This is a genomic window from Cyclobacterium sp. SOCE241 (assembly GCF_056867545.1).
Genome location: NZ_CP149779.1, coordinates 1,025,511 through 1,044,960 on the forward strand (window position 1 = coordinate 1,025,511; position 19,450 = coordinate 1,044,960).

General features: G+C 38.7%; 12 protein-coding genes and 2 pseudogenes. 12 read left to right on the forward strand and 2 right to left on the reverse strand.

What is annotated here, in order from left to right:
- The first annotated feature begins 9 nt into the window (after window positions 1-9).
- Complete coding sequence (locus WG932_RS04860) at window positions 10-1,248, forward strand: alpha/beta hydrolase family protein (protein WP_483087166.1); 1,239 nt, start codon at window positions 10-12, stop codon at window positions 1,246-1,248.
- Window positions 1,249-1,660: 412 nt separating this feature from the next.
- Here WG932_RS04860 and WG932_RS04865 read toward each other — a convergent pair whose 3' ends face one another.
- A complete protein-coding gene (locus WG932_RS04865) occupies window positions 1,661-2,578 on the reverse strand; it encodes a serine hydrolase domain-containing protein (RefSeq protein WP_483087167.1) in 918 nt (305 codons plus the stop codon).
- A 274-nt stretch (window positions 2,579-2,852) separates the two neighbouring features.
- Here WG932_RS04865 and WG932_RS04870 point away from each other — a divergent pair, with 274 nt between their 5' ends.
- The 10 genes and pseudogenes from WG932_RS04870 (at window position 2,853) to WG932_RS04915 (ending at window position 13,361) form a co-directional block, all read left to right on the forward strand.
- Entirely contained in the window at window positions 2,853-3,995 is a 1,143-nt protein-coding gene (locus WG932_RS04870; RefSeq protein WP_483087168.1) for a serine hydrolase domain-containing protein, read from the forward strand.
- Window positions 3,996-4,043: 48 nt separating this feature from the next.
- A complete protein-coding gene (locus WG932_RS04875) occupies window positions 4,044-4,757 on the forward strand; it encodes a CPBP family intramembrane glutamic endopeptidase (RefSeq protein WP_483087169.1) in 714 nt (237 codons plus the stop codon).
- A gap of 168 nt (window positions 4,758-4,925) precedes the next feature.
- Window positions 4,926-5,561, forward strand: coding sequence for a hypothetical protein (locus WG932_RS04880; protein ID WP_483087170.1), 636 nt, complete (start codon window positions 4,926-4,928; stop codon window positions 5,559-5,561).
- 69 nt (window positions 5,562-5,630) lie between these two features.
- On the forward strand, window positions 5,631-5,849 hold the full coding sequence (locus WG932_RS04885; RefSeq protein ID WP_483087171.1) for a hypothetical protein: 219 nt from the start codon (window positions 5,631-5,633) through the stop codon (window positions 5,847-5,849).
- Between the two features lie 277 nt (window positions 5,850-6,126).
- On the forward strand, window positions 6,127-6,303 hold the full coding sequence (locus WG932_RS04890; protein WP_157466837.1) for an SRPBCC family protein: 177 nt from the start codon (window positions 6,127-6,129) through the stop codon (window positions 6,301-6,303).
- Between the two features lie 1,024 nt (window positions 6,304-7,327).
- Window positions 7,328-8,218: a DUF3800 domain-containing protein gene (locus tag WG932_RS04895; protein WP_483087172.1), complete on the forward strand. Its 891-nt coding sequence runs from the start codon at window positions 7,328-7,330 to the stop codon at window positions 8,216-8,218.
- Window positions 8,199-8,762: pseudogene (locus WG932_RS04900) on the forward strand (type I restriction endonuclease). The gene WG932_RS04895 and the pseudogene WG932_RS04900 overlap by 20 nt, the downstream one beginning before the upstream one ends.
- A gap of 329 nt (window positions 8,763-9,091) precedes the next feature.
- Entirely contained in the window at window positions 9,092-10,126 is a 1,035-nt protein-coding gene (locus WG932_RS04905; protein ID WP_483087173.1) for a purple acid phosphatase family protein, read from the forward strand.
- A 1,128-nt stretch (window positions 10,127-11,254) separates the two neighbouring features.
- Window positions 11,255-12,670 (forward strand): sensor histidine kinase, encoded by a 1,416-nt coding sequence (locus tag WG932_RS04910; RefSeq protein ID WP_483087174.1) that lies wholly within the window; start codon window positions 11,255-11,257, stop codon window positions 12,668-12,670.
- Between the two features lie 31 nt (window positions 12,671-12,701).
- A complete protein-coding gene (locus WG932_RS04915) occupies window positions 12,702-13,361 on the forward strand; it encodes a LytR/AlgR family response regulator transcription factor (RefSeq protein ID WP_483087175.1) in 660 nt (219 codons plus the stop codon).
- Between the two features lie 710 nt (window positions 13,362-14,071).
- Here WG932_RS04915 and WG932_RS04920 read toward each other — a convergent pair.
- Window positions 14,072-17,263 (reverse strand): PVC-type heme-binding CxxCH protein, encoded by a 3,192-nt coding sequence (locus WG932_RS04920; protein ID WP_483087176.1) that lies wholly within the window; start codon window positions 17,261-17,263, stop codon window positions 14,072-14,074.
- 287 nt (window positions 17,264-17,550) lie between these two features.
- On the opposite strand from WG932_RS04920, the pseudogene WG932_RS04925 reads away from it, so the two are divergent.
- A pseudogene (locus WG932_RS04925) lies at window positions 17,551-19,010 on the forward strand (SLC13 family permease).
- Window positions 19,011-19,450 lie beyond the last annotated feature (440 nt).

Genomic DNA, 19,450 nt, shown 5'->3' on the forward strand with positions numbered 1-19,450 from the left:
TCTCCTGATATGAAAAAAACCATTATAATCGGCTTATCACTATTCCTTTTGCAAGGCATCGTCCTGGCTCAAAGTGGCTTGGCACTTCCTGCAGACCTTGAGGAAGAAATTCCCTGGGATTTAAAAACCTTATCTCAAGCCCCTGACTTTGAATGGCTGAACCAATCTGATTCTGTATGGTCCTTGACCTATACCGGTGAGGAATATGAAGGAAAGATAACCAAAGTATTCGCCTACTACGCCAGTCCGGCTACTTTTGGGGCGGAGAATGTAGGATCTGGGGACTTTCCTGGAATTGTGCTGGTTCATGGTGGGGGAGGAACGGCTTTTCAAATATGGGTTAAGGAATGGGCAATAAGAGGATATGCTGCTATCGCCATGGATCTTGGTGGAGACCAGCCTTTACCTAGTGAACAGCAAGACAACCCTTGGGGATCCAAACGCACAAGAATGGAGGCTGGAGGCCCTAATCAGGACGATGTGCACAAATTTTACCGTTTAAGCGAGGGTTTTAATGAACAATGGCAATATCATTCTGTATCAAGTATTATCCGAGCACATTCCCTGATAAGGTCATTTGATGAGGTGAATCCGGAACAAACAGCCATTACAGGCATAAGCTGGGGCGGGTACCTAACCAATCTGGTAGCAGGAGTAGACCAGCGCTTTGTTGCGGCTGTACCTGTGTATGGCTGTGGCTTTTTACAGATAGGCAGTGCCTGGGACAAACAATTTGATTCCCTTGGAGTAACTAAAACAAATCGTTGGGTAAAACTTTGGGATCCTTCCAGTTATGTGGGAAATGCAAGCGCAGATATGCTTTTTGTAAATGGCACCAATGACTTTGCCTATTTCGTTGAGAATTGGCAAAAAACAGCCAATCTGGCTAAGAATGCACAGTTTACGCTTATACCGGAAATGAAACACAGTCACCTTCACGGAGCAGCACCCGAGGAAATTAACCACTTTATAAGTACCAAGCTGGAAAATAAATCCAAATTTATTAGTTCAATTAAATTGAAGGAAAAAGGGGATCAGGCAAAGTATTCCATTTCTCATGCTTCAAAAGAAGTTTACTTGGCCTACACTGGGGATAAGAAACGAAGTCCGGATAGGGAATGGAAATTGATCCCACTCGATAAAGCAAAAGGAACAGTAAGCATCCCGTCAGATGCCAAACTTTGGTACATCTATTGGGTTGATGATTCAGGCAATCGCCGGAGCAGTGAGGTAAAGGGATGGGAGTAGATTTTAGTTGAAAAATATCCATATGCTTCTTACCATGCATATTGCGAAATGGAGAAGAATACGAAATTGGATAATACCGAAGTTTTAGAGAGGTTTGGAGGAAACAATGGCTTTTTTGATTTTCATCGGGTTAACTTAAAAAAACCATAAAGAGATAAACGAGAATTATTTTTGGAGAAAATTAAAGAGGTTACACTATATAACCTCTTTAATTTTCAAGAAATCCTAAAACATCCTGCAGGTTAAAATTCATTTTTGACAATGGTCTCCATGATTTGGTAGCGTTCTTCGCTTTTATCTTGTTCATTGCTAAGCAGAATAATCAAACCCTCTGACTCCGGTAACAGTACCAAAAGACTGGTAAAACCGTCGATATCTCCTCCATGATGGTAGATAACCTGTTCATTGATTTTTAGGGTAAAAAATCCGCTCCGGGTACATTGATATTGTTTTGCTCCAGTGGCGGAGCAAATATTAATTCCTTTTCACCTTCGGTAAAAAAATCGGAAAGCAGTGCTTTTCCCCATTTTTCAAGGTCCTCAATATTGCTTTCTATCTCACCTGCACTGTAGGCAATCTCCATTTGATAAGGACCTACTTCCTGCCCATTGTTATAGCCTTTGGCCCTTTCTTCTCCACTTATGGTATCAGGGCCTTTGCCCGTATGGTTTAAGTTTAACGGTGCATAAATGTTTTGGCTTAAATACTCTTGGTAAGAAAGGTCCGTAAGCGCTTCTATAAGAAGACCCAGAATCAAATAGTTGGAGTTAGAGTAAGCGAAGAATTCACCGGGGATAAAGTCCAAACCATCCTCTTCAATGGATTCAATGATAATATCAAAAATTTCCTCTGTATCAAAGTGGTAATTGTTTTCTTCAGCATAGTTTTCAACCGGCCCTACATAATCTGGAATACCGGACTGGTGATTCATCAGATGTTGGATGGTAATTTGGTCTCCATAAGGGAAATCCGGTGAAAATTCGCTTAAAGTTTGATCCAAACTATTGATATACCCCTCTCTTTTGAGCTTGACCACCGCAGCGGCGGTAAAGGATTTAGTAATTGAGCCAATCCGATAGATTAGCCCGGGATCATTAGGGATATTATTGGCTTGATCAGCCATGCCAAATCCCCTTTTCAATAAATATTCATCTCCTTTGCTGATCAATACACTTCCCGTAAATCCTAATTCTTCCAAATAGGCTTCCGCAGAATCATATTCAGAATTAGCATCCGTAGGAGGGTTGGCATCCTCCTCAATACAAGAAGCTAAACTTATCAAGAAGGCCATCGCCAGCATTACTTTTAATTTTCCCATTAGCGTTGTCATTTTATTTTACTTTTTAATTTTAAGATGATCCAAAAGTAGTAGGCATTGCTAAGGGGATCGTTTCAGATTGTATTTTGGGACGGGATTATGAAATTTAGGACTACTTCATGGCTTTTTAAGAAGACAAAAAGGTTTTGAATGCCCTTAACAAGCATTTTATTAATTATCCTCAATTATTAAGGTTGAAGAAGTCCGAGATTTCACCGGAAGAGATATTCAGGACGATATTTCCTCCTCTTGAAGAGACCTTTGTAGCGTACAAAATCAAAAGAAAATGAAAAAGTTAGCTACATTATTAATTTGCATGACAAGTACCATTGCCTTGCTGGCAAAAGAAAATCAGGACAAAGTAATTCAAAAGATTGATCGATTATTGGAGAAAGAACTGAAGAAGGAAAATGTACACAATGTATTCCTGTCCCTTTATTCTCCTACAGATGATTTTGAATGGCATATGGCCAAAGGAACATTTAAGGATGGGAGGGAAGTGAGCATTCAAAATCCTTTTTATACGGCCAGCATAGGCAAGACCTTTACGGCAACTGCCATCGGGATACTGGTAGATCAAGGAAAAATTAGCTTTGAAGATCCAATTGCGAAATATTTATCTCCTGAATTAATGGAAGGATTGCATGATATGGACGGAGTGGATTATGGGGATTCGATCAGGATTTCGCATTTACTGCAACATACCTCCGGAATTCCCGATTATCTTGAGGAACCCATAGACGGTTCACCGAGCATGCTTGATTTGATTTTATCTCAGCCGGACCGATTCTGGAAACCGCAAGAATTAGTTGACTTTTCAAAGGACCATTTTAAACCTACTTTTACTCCAGGCACTGACTATTATTACACTGATACAGAGTACGTTTTATTGGGTTTGATCATTGAAAACATTGGTGAAATGGAGCTTCACGATTTTTTCCTTAAGCATATTTTTACACCCCTTCAGATGGAACATACCTACCTCAACTTAAGGTCTAATTCTATTCAACCGACCGCTCAGATGGCTGAAATGTTTGCCGGCACACACGAAATTAGCACTATTAAAAGTTTAAGTGCAGATTGGGCCGGTGGCGCCATCGTTTCTACAGGCAAAGATTTGATCCGTTTTCAAATCGCCCTAAAGGAAGGAGATTTGCTCTCTGCCGAAACTTTTAAAAAGATGCAAAAGTGGGTCAAAGAAACCAAAGGCATGTTCTATGGCTATGGTTTACGGAAAATCTCCTTCAAGCAACTCTTTCCCATCTTACCAAATTGGGAGGTCATCGGACACTCAGGAATGAATGGTACATCGATGTATTATTGTCCGGATCTGGATATGTATTTGGTGGGTACCCTCAATCAATTGGAGGCTTCAAAAGATGCGGTAATGTTGATGGTAAAAGTTTTAATGGAATGTAGAAAGCGTTAATCCGCTAAATAGCAAAAGCTTATTCGTGGACATTAACAGCTAAAATTTATGAAACACGCGAAAAACTATTGGTTATTGCTTCAAACCATCCTGGCCACTTTGTCCTTACCAACCATTGCCTTTCATCTTCGAGGGATTGAATTATCGGAAAAATTTTCCCTAGTTATCAACCAACAATTGGGCTATCAAATGGTGACATTCCTGCTCGCTTTGGTGATGCTGATGGTCTTTAGCTACTCAAGGAAAAAAGTATTCAATACTTATTTCCAAAAGGGAGATTCGAATAAAATATTCCTACCGGCCCTATATTTTGGAATCAAGCCAAAACCAAATGAAACCTGGAAAAAAGCCGGCATTGAATGGGCACTGGTTATTTCCTTGGTAACTGTAATAGTGATCTATTTGCAGCTTTTCAGGGAGGAGTCAAACCCTTCATTAGCAAAATTAGCAGCAGTGTTTCCTTTGGCCGTATTGGTAGCCTTGGTGAATTCATTAGTGGAAGAAATCATCTGTAGAATAGGAGTAATTGTGGCCCTAAAAGGAGTTCATGATGATGGAAAAATTGCCATTGTCTCTGGATTGCTGTTTGGTTCGGTGCACTATTTTGGAACCCCTGGAAGTTTTACAGGAGCCATTGTCTCGGGATTTCTAGGTTGGTTTTTGGCCAAGTCCATACTAGAGACCAAAGGCATCTTTTGGGCCTGGCTGATTCACTTTTTACAGGATATCATCATAATCACGGCATTGTTTGCCATTGGATAAGGTCAGGATCAAAGCAAAATTTGAAAAGTACTGAAATACACCAAAGGGTCCAGAATTTCATATCAGGACGATTGACCTTGTTTTCTTTCCCAATTTTGAACTGTCAATAGGCACAAATGTCCACTGATAATCACAAAAATATTATTCAAAAAATTAAAAATTTTAATCATGAAAAAGTTACTTATTCTCGTTTTCTGTTTTCAAATTTTTTCCGGCTTTGCTCAAACCAACAATGAGAAAGCCATCGGTTCCGCTGTAAAGTACAAATATAGGGTAAGCCTTCCGGGAATTATTTTACCTCAATTGGTACAAGATTCCTGGACCGATCAAACCCATACACAGCATATTGAACTTCATGTAAAACGCAACTTAGACAATAAAAACATCATTGGCCTAAAGCTAGCCAGCTGGAGATTGTTTCAACCTATGGGCATATTGTGGTGGGATGGGCTTTTGGACAAGGTAGATTCCGGAAGCGAATTTTATCCCGGACACGTTCGAGAAACCGGCATAGGCTTTAGCTATCAGCGCATGTTATGGAAAGGATTGTTTGCCACGGTAGAAGTATTGCCACAATTCAAAACCTATCTGGATGAGAACAATGAAAAAATTGACAGTGGCTTTAAGCTGTACAATTCCTTTCACTTAGGTTATCATATTGGCTTTGGTAAAAGCAAACGCTTTTTATTGAACCTCAGGTACATTCCCAATTTTGGGTATTGGACACCAATACACCGGAAGATTTTAAGGCCCTGGATGACAAATGGAGAAATTATTTCCTCTTTGAGCCCAATATTTACATAGGTATGAAATTTTAAGCAATCGATCTTTACCAATTAAGTACAACTCATTTATCAATAAAATAATAATCCAATGACAACTAACAAAAACATTCAAATCGGAACAACAATCGAAGTAGCCATAGGAACCGCTATAGGTATAGCCATAGGTTTAGGCATAGGCATTACCATGCTTGGCATCCTAAAAGTAGACATGAATAGCCAACTTACATTCTGGATCAGCACAGGAATGGCTGTAGGCGGTGGAATTAGCTTGGTACAGTATGTTTTGAAAAGAGCAGACCATACTTGATAATCGCCTAAAAGACTTTTGAAAGCTGCGTAGGGATTTTAGCAATAATAATCCTTGCGTGGCTGTTTTATTTTTGGGATTATGTACGAGTTCTGAAACTTCAAGATCGCGATTGAGGTACAATAGTTTGAAAAACTCCCTTTTAATAGTTAAGGTTTTAACCTTTAACAACAATCTATCAAATCTCAGCAAGCACGAACATCATTTTGGCTTTCTTAAAATTCTTACCTTGTTACGGAAAAGAGTAAAGTTTCAAATGTTAAAAGAACAAATTGTAATGCCAAGAATTATACCGGAAACACAAATAAATGCACCAAGCGAAAGGTGCTTTAATTTATCGAAAAGGATTGATCTTCATAAGATTTCAACCGGGCATACAGATGAGGAAGCTATTGATGGTGTTGCTAGATCAGCTAGCAGAGACCATCAAGAAAACAGCTTTCTTACTTTCTGAAAATCATCATGTTATTCCGAGTTATCTATATCATAAAGGAGCACATTTCAAGGTCATAAATCGAGTAGGGGAGTCAGAGCATGATATTCTATGCCGCTAGATCAATATCGAGAAGACGAATTATGCCTTTGTCTCAAAATCTAACCTTGAAAGAGGATTAAGAGATGATCTTTGGATTAAGTTGGTGCTGTTCTTAGATGGCGAGAAACCAACCAAGTATTTGTTTCCTTCAACAGTTTGGAAAGAATCCGATTAATTATTTACTGATACATCCGTTCAAAAATCGGAACGAAAACTAATCAACGAATTTGCGAGCTGATCGGTCTTCGATCCGGAGGGTTAGGAAAACACAAGTTCTTTACTCATACGCTACAGGCATACCGCACAAACTCCTCGTGAATCTCGCTAGCGCGATTTGACAGGCTAGAGAATTGTACAGAGTAAAGTATGAGGAAATCTTTTGTGTGTGCGGTTGAAGAAAAACTCTCTTGTGGGTTGGACAAAAGAAAAATTATAAGGCGCCAGGATCAGGGCACGGCACAGGGTTTGTTGAGGCGCTGTCCTTATTGGATACTTAATATAACGTCTAATTTTGAAGTACTACACGTTCAAACTCGCTGGCCTTGATGCCAGCTTAGCAATATAAGCAGGGTTTGTGAGAACATTGATTTAATCGAAAACAGACCTTAGACTAACATACGGAATGGAAACACCGGCATCTAATAAAAGTCATAACAGCCAAATGCAAGAATTGCAGGTATTGCATACTTTAGACTATACCTGTTTGACTCCATACGAATCTTTGGCTTATCTTGGGAATATAACCACGAATGTCATCTTTGATGATATTCTGCTACACTAGAAAAATGAAATTAATTATATTCCTGTCAGTATAATCAAAACATATGTTTTCTTTCACTAAAAAAATAGATATTCTAAATCAAAAACTAAATGCTTTCAAGGATGAGAAAAAGGGTTTGATGCAGCAGTTATTGATGAGGAAGAAGAAGTTAAATAGTAAAAGATGAAATACTACCTGTTTATAGACGAAAGTGGAGATCATGGATTGACGCATGTCAATCCTGATTTTCCGGTATTCCTGCTCTGTGGAGTACTTATGTCGGAGCAGGCCTACGAGCAGTTGAAGGAAAACTTCAATCATATTAAAAAGCAATTTTGGAACAATAAGACTGCAATATTTCATTCTCGTGACATCCGAAAATGCGAAAAGGAGTTTGTTGTATTATTCGACTCTGCTCTAAAGCGCTCCTTTTATGAGCAGTTGAACCTATGCATCGCTAAGAGTGACTATTCCGTAATCAATGCGGCGATTAGAAAAGACCAGTTCATTAAGAAATACGGAAGGCTTTCCAATGATGTCTATGAAATATCACTTTCATTTATCATTGAGCGCAGTATTTTTTGTTTGGATTCCCTCAATAGAGATGATATTAAACTGGAAGTCCTCATTGAGAAACGAGGTAAAAAGGAGGACAGGCAGCTAGCTGAGCATTTTCAGAAATTGTTGGCAAGGGGAACGGGTTATGTAGATGCCACACGATTGAAAAACTACGGAATGGCCATCAGTTTCAAATCAAAAAGAGAAAATATCAATGAATTACAACTTGCAGATTTGATCGCATACCCGGTGGCCAGATTTGTTTTGGATCCGAATAGGGCCAATCCGGCCTATGACCTGATTCAACCTAAAATTTATAGAAGAGGGGGTAAATTATATGGACTTAAGATATTCCCTAAAAAACAAAAAGCTGAAATTAATTCCAGCTTTTTGCCGATCGGGGACACCCCGGTCCAATATTTTTTGTTAAACAAATATCACGAATATATACGAGATATACAAATTTGGGTTGGATCTTATTATAGAACTATAGGCTATGGAAATACCATCATTTAAAGAAGATCATATTAGTCAAATACTAGCATTGCAGGTTTTGCAAACCCTAGGCTACACCTATTTGACTCCCGATGAAGCTTTGGCCTATCGTGGCAACAAAACCACCAATTTCATCTTAGAGAATGGTTTGCGAAAGCAGTTGAAAGAAATCAATTCAATTCGAGTTAGTTCTACGGAAACATTAGTTTTCAGTGATAACAATTTAAAAGCAGGTATTCAAGCATTGAAAAACCCACCAATGCAGGAGGGTTATATCACAGCAAGTGAATCAGTCTATAACCTATTGACATTAGGTAAATCCCTTGAACAAAACATAGACGGAGACAAAAAGAGTTTTACCCTTCAATACATAGATTGGCAACATCCGGAGCAAAACGTATTTCATGTTTGTGAAGAATAAAGCACGATGCGCAGTACAAGCAAGGATCATTACCGTCCGGATATTGTGTTGTTCATCAATGGTATTCCGGTGACAATCATAGAGTGTAAGCAACCGGATATGAAAGAGCCCATCAAACAGGCTTTTTACGGAGCACAGGTATAAAAAATAAAAATGTAACCCTTAAGAATGAAGTATTTAAAAACAGACCGGAACAATTTCCTTACTAGTCAAATAAAACCATTCCACACTCACTTTTAATTGTAAATAACTTTAAATGTTATATAATTTATATTATGTTAAATAGAATGAATTTAGACCTACCCAACCATCTCCCCGCTTCAAGATAAGCCAGGCTTGCCAATAAAATATGGGATCCTTTCTATTTGCTACTTGATTAATTCATCAGCCTTAACAATCCCTTAATTATGGCCAATAGACCATTTTAAGTTTTTACGGTATATTTGATAAATATATTGATAATGACCAAAACTATGAACAAATATTTAAGGCTCCAGCTCCTTACTTCGATTCTATTCTTTCTTTTTGTCATGCAGACTCTGGCCCAGACTTCTCCGGCCGGTTTATTCCTCACCTGGCAAAATGACCCTACCAGCACCATGACCATCGACTGGCATACAAAGGCTGAAGATCAGGCGATTGATTTGTTACATTTCAGGGAAAAAGGAACAGATACCTGGACATCTCTTAGCTCCCTTGCTTTTGACTTTCCTTTTTCAGATCGTAAAATACACCGTTTAGAACTGACAGGTTTAAAACCTGATGTAAACTATGAGTTTCGTGTAGGGGAATTTAGCCGAATTTTCTATTTCCGTACCATGCCCAAGACCAATGACCGACCTATCCGTTTTGCTGCAGGTGGAGATACTTCTCAGGGAGAAATGTTTAAAAAAATGAACCGGGCAGCCATGCAGTATAACCCGGATTTTATAGTTTGGGGTGGCGATTTGGCCTATGCCAATGGCCAAAAGGAAAATATAGCCGCTTGGTACCAGTGGTTTGAAGGAGTTTTGCGTGACCTGGTTACTGAGGATGGCAGAGTGGTTCCTCTTGTTGTTGGCATTGGCAACCACGATGTAATCAATCACCATTACCCCGCTTCAGAAAGCAATATCAACAAAGGCATAGGCATGCCTGCATTTATTGCCAAGGTAAAACGTGGAGAAATGGAGGAACCTACGGATGAAATACGACTGGAAAAAGCACCATTTTTCTACAGACTATTTGCTTTCCCAGGACAGCCCGGTTATGGAGTGATTGACTTTGGCAATTACCTGAGCTTATTTATACTGGATAGCTCTCATAGCAACCTTATTAGTGGAAGTCAAACCAATTGGCTTCATGAACGATTGGAAGAAAGAAAAGACATGGCCAATATCATCCCGGTTTACCACAAGCCTGCTTACCCTTCCGGCCGTGTGCAGCCCGGGGAAACCGCAACCAGTTTTGGTCTCAGGAGGTCCACACACATTGGGTTCCACTATTTGAAGAATATGGTGTACGTGTAGCCCTGGAAAATGATGACCATACTTATAAACGCAGCTATCCCCTTCTCCGGGATAATATAGACCCCAACGGCATCATTTACCTGGGAGATGGTTCCTGGGGTGTAGAAAAAGAAGCCCAAAAGTCCGGAGGAAGTTTGGTACCTCAGGAAATCTGCTGAAGAAAATTCAGCCATTATCGCTACCCTACAAGGGAGTCACCAACATTTCCTGATGATCAATGAAAACGGAAAGATCATCGATGAATATCCGGAAACATTAAAAATCAAGCCGTAAACTCAGATTTTGAAAACTAAAGAAATAGATAAATTACATAACGAATTAAGTAAATTAGCTATTTTTTTATTTTACATTTACCGATGGCTTCGACAAGCTCAGCCGCCGGTATTGCATTCTTTTACTGATTAGGTTATTTTTTAAGGCATCCCTTCCTTCTAATTTATTACCGGGGATTGATTTTGGTATTCCCAAACCGAAAATGAAGAAGCCTGAAGGGCTGAAACTATAATAGCCACAGATCTCGGTTCCTGACAAATCCCCTCCCGATTAAAGTTGGGACAGGCTTTGCCCCTTTCGCTAAGGGGAGTCCCATGAATTTAGATTTTGATCGACCTATAGGGTAGTGTTTATTTTTTAGTTATTTAACCTTCTGATTAGGTGATTCTTTTGAGCTTTCTCCAGCAAATCCCAATATTATGTGATAGCTATTTACATTTACCTATGGCTTCGACAAGCTCAGCCGCCGGTATAGCGATCATTTGCCCTAGGCTTAGGCAGGCTCAACCGTCGGGAAGCAGTTGAGGCTATCGGTGGATTTTCAATAGCGATCAGGAGCATTTCCATCCCTGAATTCCACCATTTCGTCACATTTTTTGATTGGATCTACTGAAGAGGATATTCTTGTGTAAATATTCATAGGTATCAAAATGGGCATGTACCACAACCGAATGCTTTCAATAGAATAACCATGACAAAAACCAACAAACGTTGCTATATCCTATTGACCATCGTAGGATTACTATACAATTGCTACCTGGCTTATGCTGCCATTCAATATTCCAATCAATTAAACCCACTCAGAACCGAATGCAAAATATTCGGTTTAAATTTTAATTTATAAATTGAACAACTATGAAAAATAAACCTTTGGCATTTCGGCAAATCGAATGGTGGATCGTTACCCTAGTCTTTCTGATTATTGTTTTGGTCAATATACTCAGTGCAGGGAATGGGGGCTACCATTCATTTAATGATGGTTTAATTGGCTATTTCGCCAAAATTATAATTCCGCTCCTATTATTTCTAGTCTTCTACCTGTTTCATAAAGTACTGATACCAAATTACTTAAAAAATAAAAAAATGGCCCGCTTGATTATTCTAAGCGTTCTTATTGCCATTTTCTCATACATCATCATTACTTTATTTTCTGATGGAGCAAATATTACCAAAGCTCCTTTTACGGCATATTATTTTAAAATAATGGCCATTTATTTAGGCTATTTGGTTTGGGTGATTTTTTTAAAACAGGTGTTGACACCACCCAAAATGAAGGATTATCAATCCTACAACTCAATCCGTTTGGGTAGCATTTTCTTTTTCCTGACTTTATTTCTACTTCAAATTGACCAACTTGTCCACAGGAGTATTGCCTTTATTTTGGCGTTTGCATTGCCTTCCATCCTTTTGGTATTGGTTTATAATTATTACCTTATTTATAAAAATCGACAGGCGGGCAATAGAAAGGCTGCCAACTGGTTCAATATTACTTTAATACTCTTCTTCCCTGGTACATTTATTTTTATTGGCTTAGTTGAAAATGAAGGAATTCCACTTTTGATAGGTCTAGGCATCGGATTAATGATACAATTGGTAATTATTCCAATTTCCAATCTTTCCTTCGAAAAATACCTCGGTATGGTAGGTCAAATTAAAACCCTAAGTCATAAGGTAGAGGTAGGCACGGCCAATTTAAGCTTTCTAAAATCTCAAATTAATCCGCATTTCTTATTCAATGCCCTGAATACCCTTTACGGTACTGCATTGATGGAAAATGCTGAAAAAACGGCCGATGGCGTTCAAAAACTTGGCGACATGATGCGCTTTATGATCCATGAAAACCAACAGGATAAAATTCCTTTGAAAAGAGAAATTGCCTATGTAAAAAACTACCTGGACCTTCAAATGTTGCGCTTTGAAAATGAGGAAAACCTGTCCGTTGACTTTAAATTGCCAAAGGATGAATGTGAGGGACAAATTGCTCCCATGCTTTTGATTCCTTTTGTAGAGAATGCCTTTAAGCATGGCATTAGCACCAAAAACAAGTCTTGGATAAGGATCAACTTACGTTGCATGGAGGGAACGGTGCACCTGGATTTGGTCAATAGCATTCATCCCAAAAAAATTACGGATGACCCTAAAGACGAATCCGGGATAGGCTTGGAAAATGTAAGAAAGCGACTAGAGCACTATTATTCCGGCAAGTTTAGTCTTTCCATCATTTCCAATGAAAGTGAATTTTTCGTACATTTCTCACTTCAGTTGGATTGAGAGAAAGATTAAATTATCAAATACGATTAGTATGCTAAAAGCAATTGCAATAGATGATGAAAGAATGGCTTTGGAGGTAATCAAATCTCATGCCTCCAAGGTTCCTTTTATTACTTTAGAAGCTGCTTTTTCTGATGGCATCCAAGGACTTGAATACCATAGCAACATTCCGGTAGACCTTATATTTTTGGACATCAATATGCCTGATATTTCAGGAATTGACCTGATGGCCATGCTTCCGGAAGCTACCATGGTCATCTTTACTACTGCCTATTCTGAATTCGCCGTGAAAGGCTTTGAACTCAATGCCTTGGATTACTTGTTGAAACCATTTTCCTTGAGTCGGTTTTTACAAGCTTGCCAAAAAGCCCGAGACTGGAAGGCATTGCAACCTTCGGGTGAACCCGAATATATTTTTGTCAAAACAACGGATAGCCAACAAAGAATAAATTTTGGCGAGCTATTGTACTGTGAAGCCGCAGGAAATTATGTTAGTCTGCAATTGAAAAATGAAAAGCTAATAAGCAGGATGACTTTTAAAGAATTGGAAAAGCTACTCCCCTCCTATTTTATCCGTACCCATAGGTCCTTTATGGTCAATAAAAATAAGATTAATAAAATAGAACGGCACCAAGTTCAAATAGATGAGCATTTTATTCCGGTAAGTATATCTTACGCTGATTTTATTTAGCAAACATAAGGGTACCGAAATTTTACATTTTATTTACAGAATAAATTCATTATATTAATAATAGACACCATATTAAATAAAAGAACACTTGTATTTGGTTGAGCAAGATTGTGAAAAAGTTATGAAAAACAATTTAATATACCATCTAGTGCCTAATGCTACGTTCATATTGATACTGTACCCCTGGTTAGAAGGATATCTATCTACCGGTCAATTTGTTATCGCTGCTTTTATTTATTCTTTCATTTATCATCCTATTATTGATTATTACCGACTTAGAGCTTTGGGTAAAATAAGTGAAAAGGATTTTAAATAGATGTGGAAATGGGACACCTTATACAGATTTAAGTATTACAATCAATTAATGTTTGGAAAGTAGGTAAGCATTATTTTCTTTAGGAAATTCTCTTTGATCGCATCCCTATAGTGAAATGGATGAGCCATCCAACTGACTATTTTTTTGTAATTCACCAAGCGCAGTAATCCAAAATAAAATCGCCTAACAAATGAGTCTTAGTTTTAGGAATATTAATTGCCTTTTGACAAGCTCAGGGTCCGGAAAACCTACTAAGTATTACGAAGACAGGTTCTAGTCCCGAAAAGCCCTAACAAAAAAGGCCATCCCTAATATTAGGGATGGCCTTCTGAATTATTGTATAACTGGTGAAAGGCCTTTGAAATTCAATTTAACAGCCTTTACCATTATCAAATTATTCTTCCATCGGATGTTCTTGCAACAACTCGGTGGGAGAATAGAAGCCTGTTTTGTCTTTGATGGCGGCCCTTACAGCTTTCACCTTATCCGGACTAACTGCTGAGGACTCATTGCCAAAGCTATTTCTAACGTAGGTGATTACAGCAGCAACCTCCTTGTCGTTAAGCATACCGGCATATGGGGTCATAGGTACCTGACCCGGATATTCCTTGCCCAATACTTCAATTGGTCCCATAAGCCCATTCAACACAATCTTAATAAATCTTTCTTCGTCTCCATTTACCCACTTGGTTCCTGCCAATGGTGGAAAGCCTGAAGCGCTCAATCCTTTACCGTCCGGCTGATGGCAGGTAATGCAAAAGCCTTCTTTGCTATAAATAGCCTTACCCATTTGGAATAGCGTAAGTTCTTCACCTTTCAACCTTGAATTGGATGCCTTGGCTTCCTCAGACGCTTTCTGAAATACCACACTACCATCAGGGTTGATTACCATATTTTTGACCGACATATCATTCAAGTGCGCCAAAGAGGTTTCGAAAGGTTTTTGCATCCAATCATCCATTGGATTTTCATTGGCAATTTCCAAAATGGCCAATCCATCTTCTTTATCCAACCAAGAAGCAGCTACTATGGCTTCCAGCCTTACGCGTCCATGGGGATCAGCAGCGGCTTTTTTAAGTAAATCTACCTGGTCGGCTACTTGATGTCCGGTATAACGTAAAATTCTTGCGACCGCTGCTCTTACTCTATGGTCTTCAGAATCCATCAATTTTTTCAGCAGGTCCTGGTCCACGGCATTCAGCCCCCAGCTAACCCATAGTCCTTCTAGTAAATGGTGTTCATACCTCGGATCATTTTCATCCAAATCGGCTATCCATGTTTTCATTTTAGACAAAACTTCTTCAGTATCTCTACCTCTTAGCTCTATTCTTGTCGCATACCTGGCTCTAAACTCAGGCAATTTCAAATTGTCCAACAAAGTTTCAATAGTTGCTCCATCAATGCTTGGAGGTGTAACCAAAGGTCTTGAAGGATAAGTAATTCTATAAATTCTTCCATGAACATGGTCTCTCAATGGGTCTCTTGCATTGTGCTGCATGTGACCTACCAAAATATTGTGCCAGTCTACGAAGTACAGGGATCCATCAGGAGCAAATTCCATGTCAACAGGTCTGAAATTCCCATCGCTACTTTTGATAAGATCCAACCTGTGTTCACTATCATAGCCTGTTCCATCTTCCACCATTCGGTGCATTTTCATGCCCAAAAATCCGATGGTATTGTTGATCAACAAGTCTCCTTGAACTTCTTCGGGAAAATGTCTACTGGATACAAATTCCAAGCCTGAGGTTGGTCTTACCCTGTGGGCGTCTTCTATTAAGTTTGGTCCTTTATGATTTCCTTCACCATAGCGGGATTTTACGGATCCCGGCATCATCCAACGAACATCAGGTCCGGAAGTTTCTGCAAAGAAATTTTGCCCCCAATCATCAAATGCGATTCCCCAAGGATTAGGTATGGGAAGTTGAGCAGTTCTCTCCAATCTTTTTCTAGCAGGATTGTACCTGTAAAACCCACCATTGGTAGCCCTTACAGGGCCATATGGTGTTTCTACGTCTGTATGAAGGAATACCCCTTCACCCATATAAATGGCCCCTGAAGGATCTGCTACAAAGGCAGAAATATTGTGGTGCGTATCATGATCATCAAATCCACTTAATAAAATTTCCCTTTTCTCGGCATAATCATCCCCATCTTCATCTTTTAAAATGATAAAATTGGTGCCTTGAGACAGGTAAACTCCTTCCGGTGCGATCTCCATACCTATAGGTAAATGCAAACTGTCAGCAAAAACTGTTTGCTTGTCCGCCTTGCCATCCTTATCGGTATCTTCTAAAATTAAGATTTTGTCATTCGGTTTTGGATCTCCCGGTTTGTAATGCGGATAACTTGGCATTACGGACACCCACAATCTACCTTTGGTATCAAAGGTCATTTGAACAGGGTTGGCTAATTCCGGAAATTCTTTTTCAGATGCGAATAATTCTACCTTATAACCTTCAGCAACTTCAAATTTATCCAAAGCATCTTGACCATAAAGGTATTCAAGGCTTCCATTTTTTTCAGGATTATAGTTGGTTTCCACCGGTGGCAACTCTATGGTGCTTTCATCAGCTTTGGCCAAGTCAAATTGCTCACCTTTATTGGCTTTCCAAATGGCCTGATCCCTATTTTCCGTCATTTGACGGATTTTTTTCAATTCATAGGGATAATTGTCCGGGCCAAAAGGGTTATACCTTCTACCAAAAACATGCACACCATTTGGTATTTTGTAATCATTGTGCCACATCCAGTTCTTTTCCTTTACAGCGGCATGTATGGCAGCTCTATTGTCTTCTGCTACAGCCTTATCTGTACCGAATACTTTATCGGTCAAAAAAGTTGAAAACTTCTTATATCCTTCCTCTGTCAACTGAAAGCCATCTATGGTGAGGTATTCATCTGCCGAAGAGAACCAAGATGAAGAGGGTGAAAAAGCATCCACAAACAAGACCTGGTTCCTGTCTGCAATTTCCTTCATTGCATCCGTATACATTTTAAGGTTCTTGTTTTCTTTTTCTCCGTTTGGCAAATCAAAATCATCACTTAGGTCTTCAAAAGCGATTGGAGATACCAAAGCAAGTTGAGGCGGGGCTTCACCATTATAAATGGTGTTTTTTGTATGCTTGATAAATGCTTCCAATTCATTTTTATACATTTCCAAACCCTCTTCACCTTCAAAAGACTCATTGTAGCCAAAGAAGGCAATGATGATGTCTGCTTCATGTCTTTTGATCCATTCATCAGGGGTCTCAAAATGTCCTTCACTACCTGAATTGGTAGCCAATTCGTCTTGAAATTCTTCAGCACCCGGGAAAGCCCATGGCGAAACTCTTCCTGCATGTGGTCTAAAACCCGGTGTATCTCCTCCATCACTCATATTCCTTATATATAATAAGGAATCCGGGTAGCGAACATGCATTTCAGTTTCAAAATGACCATAGTTCATCATTCTTGATCCCAAGTTATTACCAATCAAGATAATATGATCTCCCTTATTTAAAGTAAGTTTAGGACCATCCTGACCACATTGAAAGGCAAAAAATGATAGAATGCCTATTAAAATTAAACTTGTAATTCGCTTCATAAATTTGGGCTTGTATCTGACCATAATTTTTTTCCTCTTACTAAGCGCAAGCAAAAGAATTTTACCGATTTTACTTTTAGACTGACCTCAATATTAGTAAATTTTTTCATTTATTTTTAACAATAGTACATAAACCTCCTAAATCTGGTGTAAATCAATTGAGATCAATTATAAAAGGAACCACATAGCTAGAAAATTTGGTCTCTTATTAAATCTACCAACCAATACTATAAAGAATGCTTTCGATTTTGATCAATTTTCGGTAATCTTAAGTTTTAATTAATTGTATGCAAACTCAAAAAATCGGGTTGTTCCTAGGCCCCATTGTATTTCTAGGTATATATTTTGGCATTGCGCCTGATGGATTGTCTCCTGAAGGTATTTCGTTACTTGCTGTTACATTTTGGATAGCCATTTGGTGGATAACAGAAGCCATTCCAATTGCAGCCACCGCCCTACTTCCTTTAGTAATCTTTCCGTTAACTGGAATTATGGCCTTAAAACCTACCTCTATACCCTATTCTGATCCGATGGTACTACTGTATATGGGGGCTTTATGATTGCCGTAAGTATTGAGAAATGGAACCTTCACAAAAGGATAGCCCTGAAAATTATCTCTTACTTAGGTACAGATTTAAAAAGAATTGTCCTGGGATTTATGGTGGCCACAGCTTTTCTTTCCATGTGGATTTCCAATACTGCCACTTCCTTAATGATGCTTCCCATTGCCATAGCTGTGGTGGTTCAAATGTCTCAGTCCAATAAAGGAACCGAAAACGCTTTTGGGCAATCCTTAATGTTAGGAATTGCCTACAGTGCCTCAATTGGCGGCATTGCTACCATCATAGGAACTCCAACAAATATTATATTAACAGGGGTGGTAAAAAGCACTTACGGGGTGGAGATTAGTTTTGCGCAATGGATGTTAATCGGTTTGCCTTTAGCTAGTTCACTTTTATTTGTATGCTGGTATTATTTGGTGAATTATGCTTTTAAATTTCCTAAAAGCTTACAATTGGAAGGTGGTAAAGATGAAATTAACCGTCAGTTGGAAGCGTTGGGTCCAATTAGTTTGCAAGAACGTAGGGTGCTTTATGTATTTTTAATGGTGAGTTTCTGCTGGATGTTTAGAAGTTTTATCTTGCAAACCTATATTCCGGTATTGAATGATACCATTATTGCCATTTTTGGCGTATTGTTACTCTTCGTAATCCCTGCCTCCAATGAAAAAAATGAGCGCTTATTGGATTGGAAGGTAGCTGAGAAAATTCCTTGGGGGATTTTAATCTTATTTGGGGGTGGATTATCTCTGGCCAAAGCTTTTCAAGAAACCGGTTTAGCCAATTGGATTGGAGAACAATTTGTACTGCTCAATAATGTTCCCTTTTGGCTGTTTTTATTCATTATTATTGCAGCTGTAAATTTCCTGACAGAAATAACTTCCAATGTAGCCACTGCATCCATGCTTCTACCCATCCTATCTGCAGTTGCTTTGGCCATGGGGGTACATCCTTATGCTTTAATGGTAGGGGCCACAATGGCCGCTTCATGTGCTTTTATGTTACCTGTAGCCACTCCTCCCAATGCAGTTGTTTTTGGTTCCGGTTATTTAACCATACCGGTGATGATGCGAACCGGATTATTTCTAAATCTACTTTCAATAATTTTGATATTAATCGTGGCTTTATTTTACCTGCCGTGGATTTGGGACCTTGATTTAAATAAATATCCATCAGCCTGGAAGTAAAGGTCAAATCTATTGGATCCGCAAAAACTTGAAAATCAATAATTTAAGTTAACCAAACATAAAAAATAAATCTTAGTCAAGATATTTAAATTTAAGTCAAAATATTTTAATTGAAGGGGAATATTTTAAAACATATCATTACACTCATCGCGTTAAAATCTACCCCACGATTAAGAAAGGCATTACAAAAAATACAATTTGATTTGATCGCAAGGGATTACAGATGTTCTTCAAAAGTGATTAGCTTCTGTATATAGAACTCATTTACAATTAAACCCAGGCAAAAAATGAAATTTCTGCAGAAACAGTATTATCCAGAATAAGCTATTTCTTATCTACCTACCCAAAATTAAATTTCTGATTACCTTCATAAATTTTACTAGAGTAATACAAATAAAAAAGGCCCGAGCTATACACTCGGGCCTTTTTTATTATATATT

What these genes read in the sequence shown, in the direction of transcription:
- WG932_RS04920 (WP_483087176.1), bottom strand. Translation starts at nt 17,263, where the DNA reads ATGAAGCGAATTACAAGTTTAATTTTAATAGGCATTCTATCATTTTTT.
- WG932_RS04905 (WP_483087173.1), top strand. Translation starts at nt 9,092, where the DNA reads ATGAACAAATATTTAAGGCTCCAGCTCCTTACTTCGATTCTATTCTTT.
- WG932_RS04915 (WP_483087175.1), top strand. Translation starts at nt 12,702, where the DNA reads ATGCTAAAAGCAATTGCAATAGATGATGAAAGAATGGCTTTGGAGGTA.
- WG932_RS04870 (WP_483087168.1), top strand. Translation starts at nt 2,853, where the DNA reads ATGAAAAAGTTAGCTACATTATTAATTTGCATGACAAGTACCATTGCC.
- WG932_RS04895 (WP_483087172.1), top strand. Translation starts at nt 7,328, where the DNA reads ATGAAATACTACCTGTTTATAGACGAAAGTGGAGATCATGGATTGACG.
- WG932_RS04880 (WP_483087170.1), top strand. Translation starts at nt 4,926, where the DNA reads ATGAAAAAGTTACTTATTCTCGTTTTCTGTTTTCAAATTTTTTCCGGC.
- WG932_RS04875 (WP_483087169.1), top strand. Translation starts at nt 4,044, where the DNA reads ATGAAACACGCGAAAAACTATTGGTTATTGCTTCAAACCATCCTGGCC.
- WG932_RS04860 (WP_483087166.1), top strand. Translation starts at nt 10, where the DNA reads ATGAAAAAAACCATTATAATCGGCTTATCACTATTCCTTTTGCAAGGC.
- WG932_RS04885 (WP_483087171.1), top strand. Translation starts at nt 5,631, where the DNA reads ATGACAACTAACAAAAACATTCAAATCGGAACAACAATCGAAGTAGCC.
- WG932_RS04890 (WP_157466837.1), top strand. Translation starts at nt 6,127, where the DNA reads ATGCCAAGAATTATACCGGAAACACAAATAAATGCACCAAGCGAAAGG.
- WG932_RS04910 (WP_483087174.1), top strand. Translation starts at nt 11,255, where the DNA reads ATGAAAAATAAACCTTTGGCATTTCGGCAAATCGAATGGTGGATCGTT.
- WG932_RS04865 (WP_483087167.1), bottom strand. Translation starts at nt 2,578, where the DNA reads ATGACAACGCTAATGGGAAAATTAAAAGTAATGCTGGCGATGGCCTTC.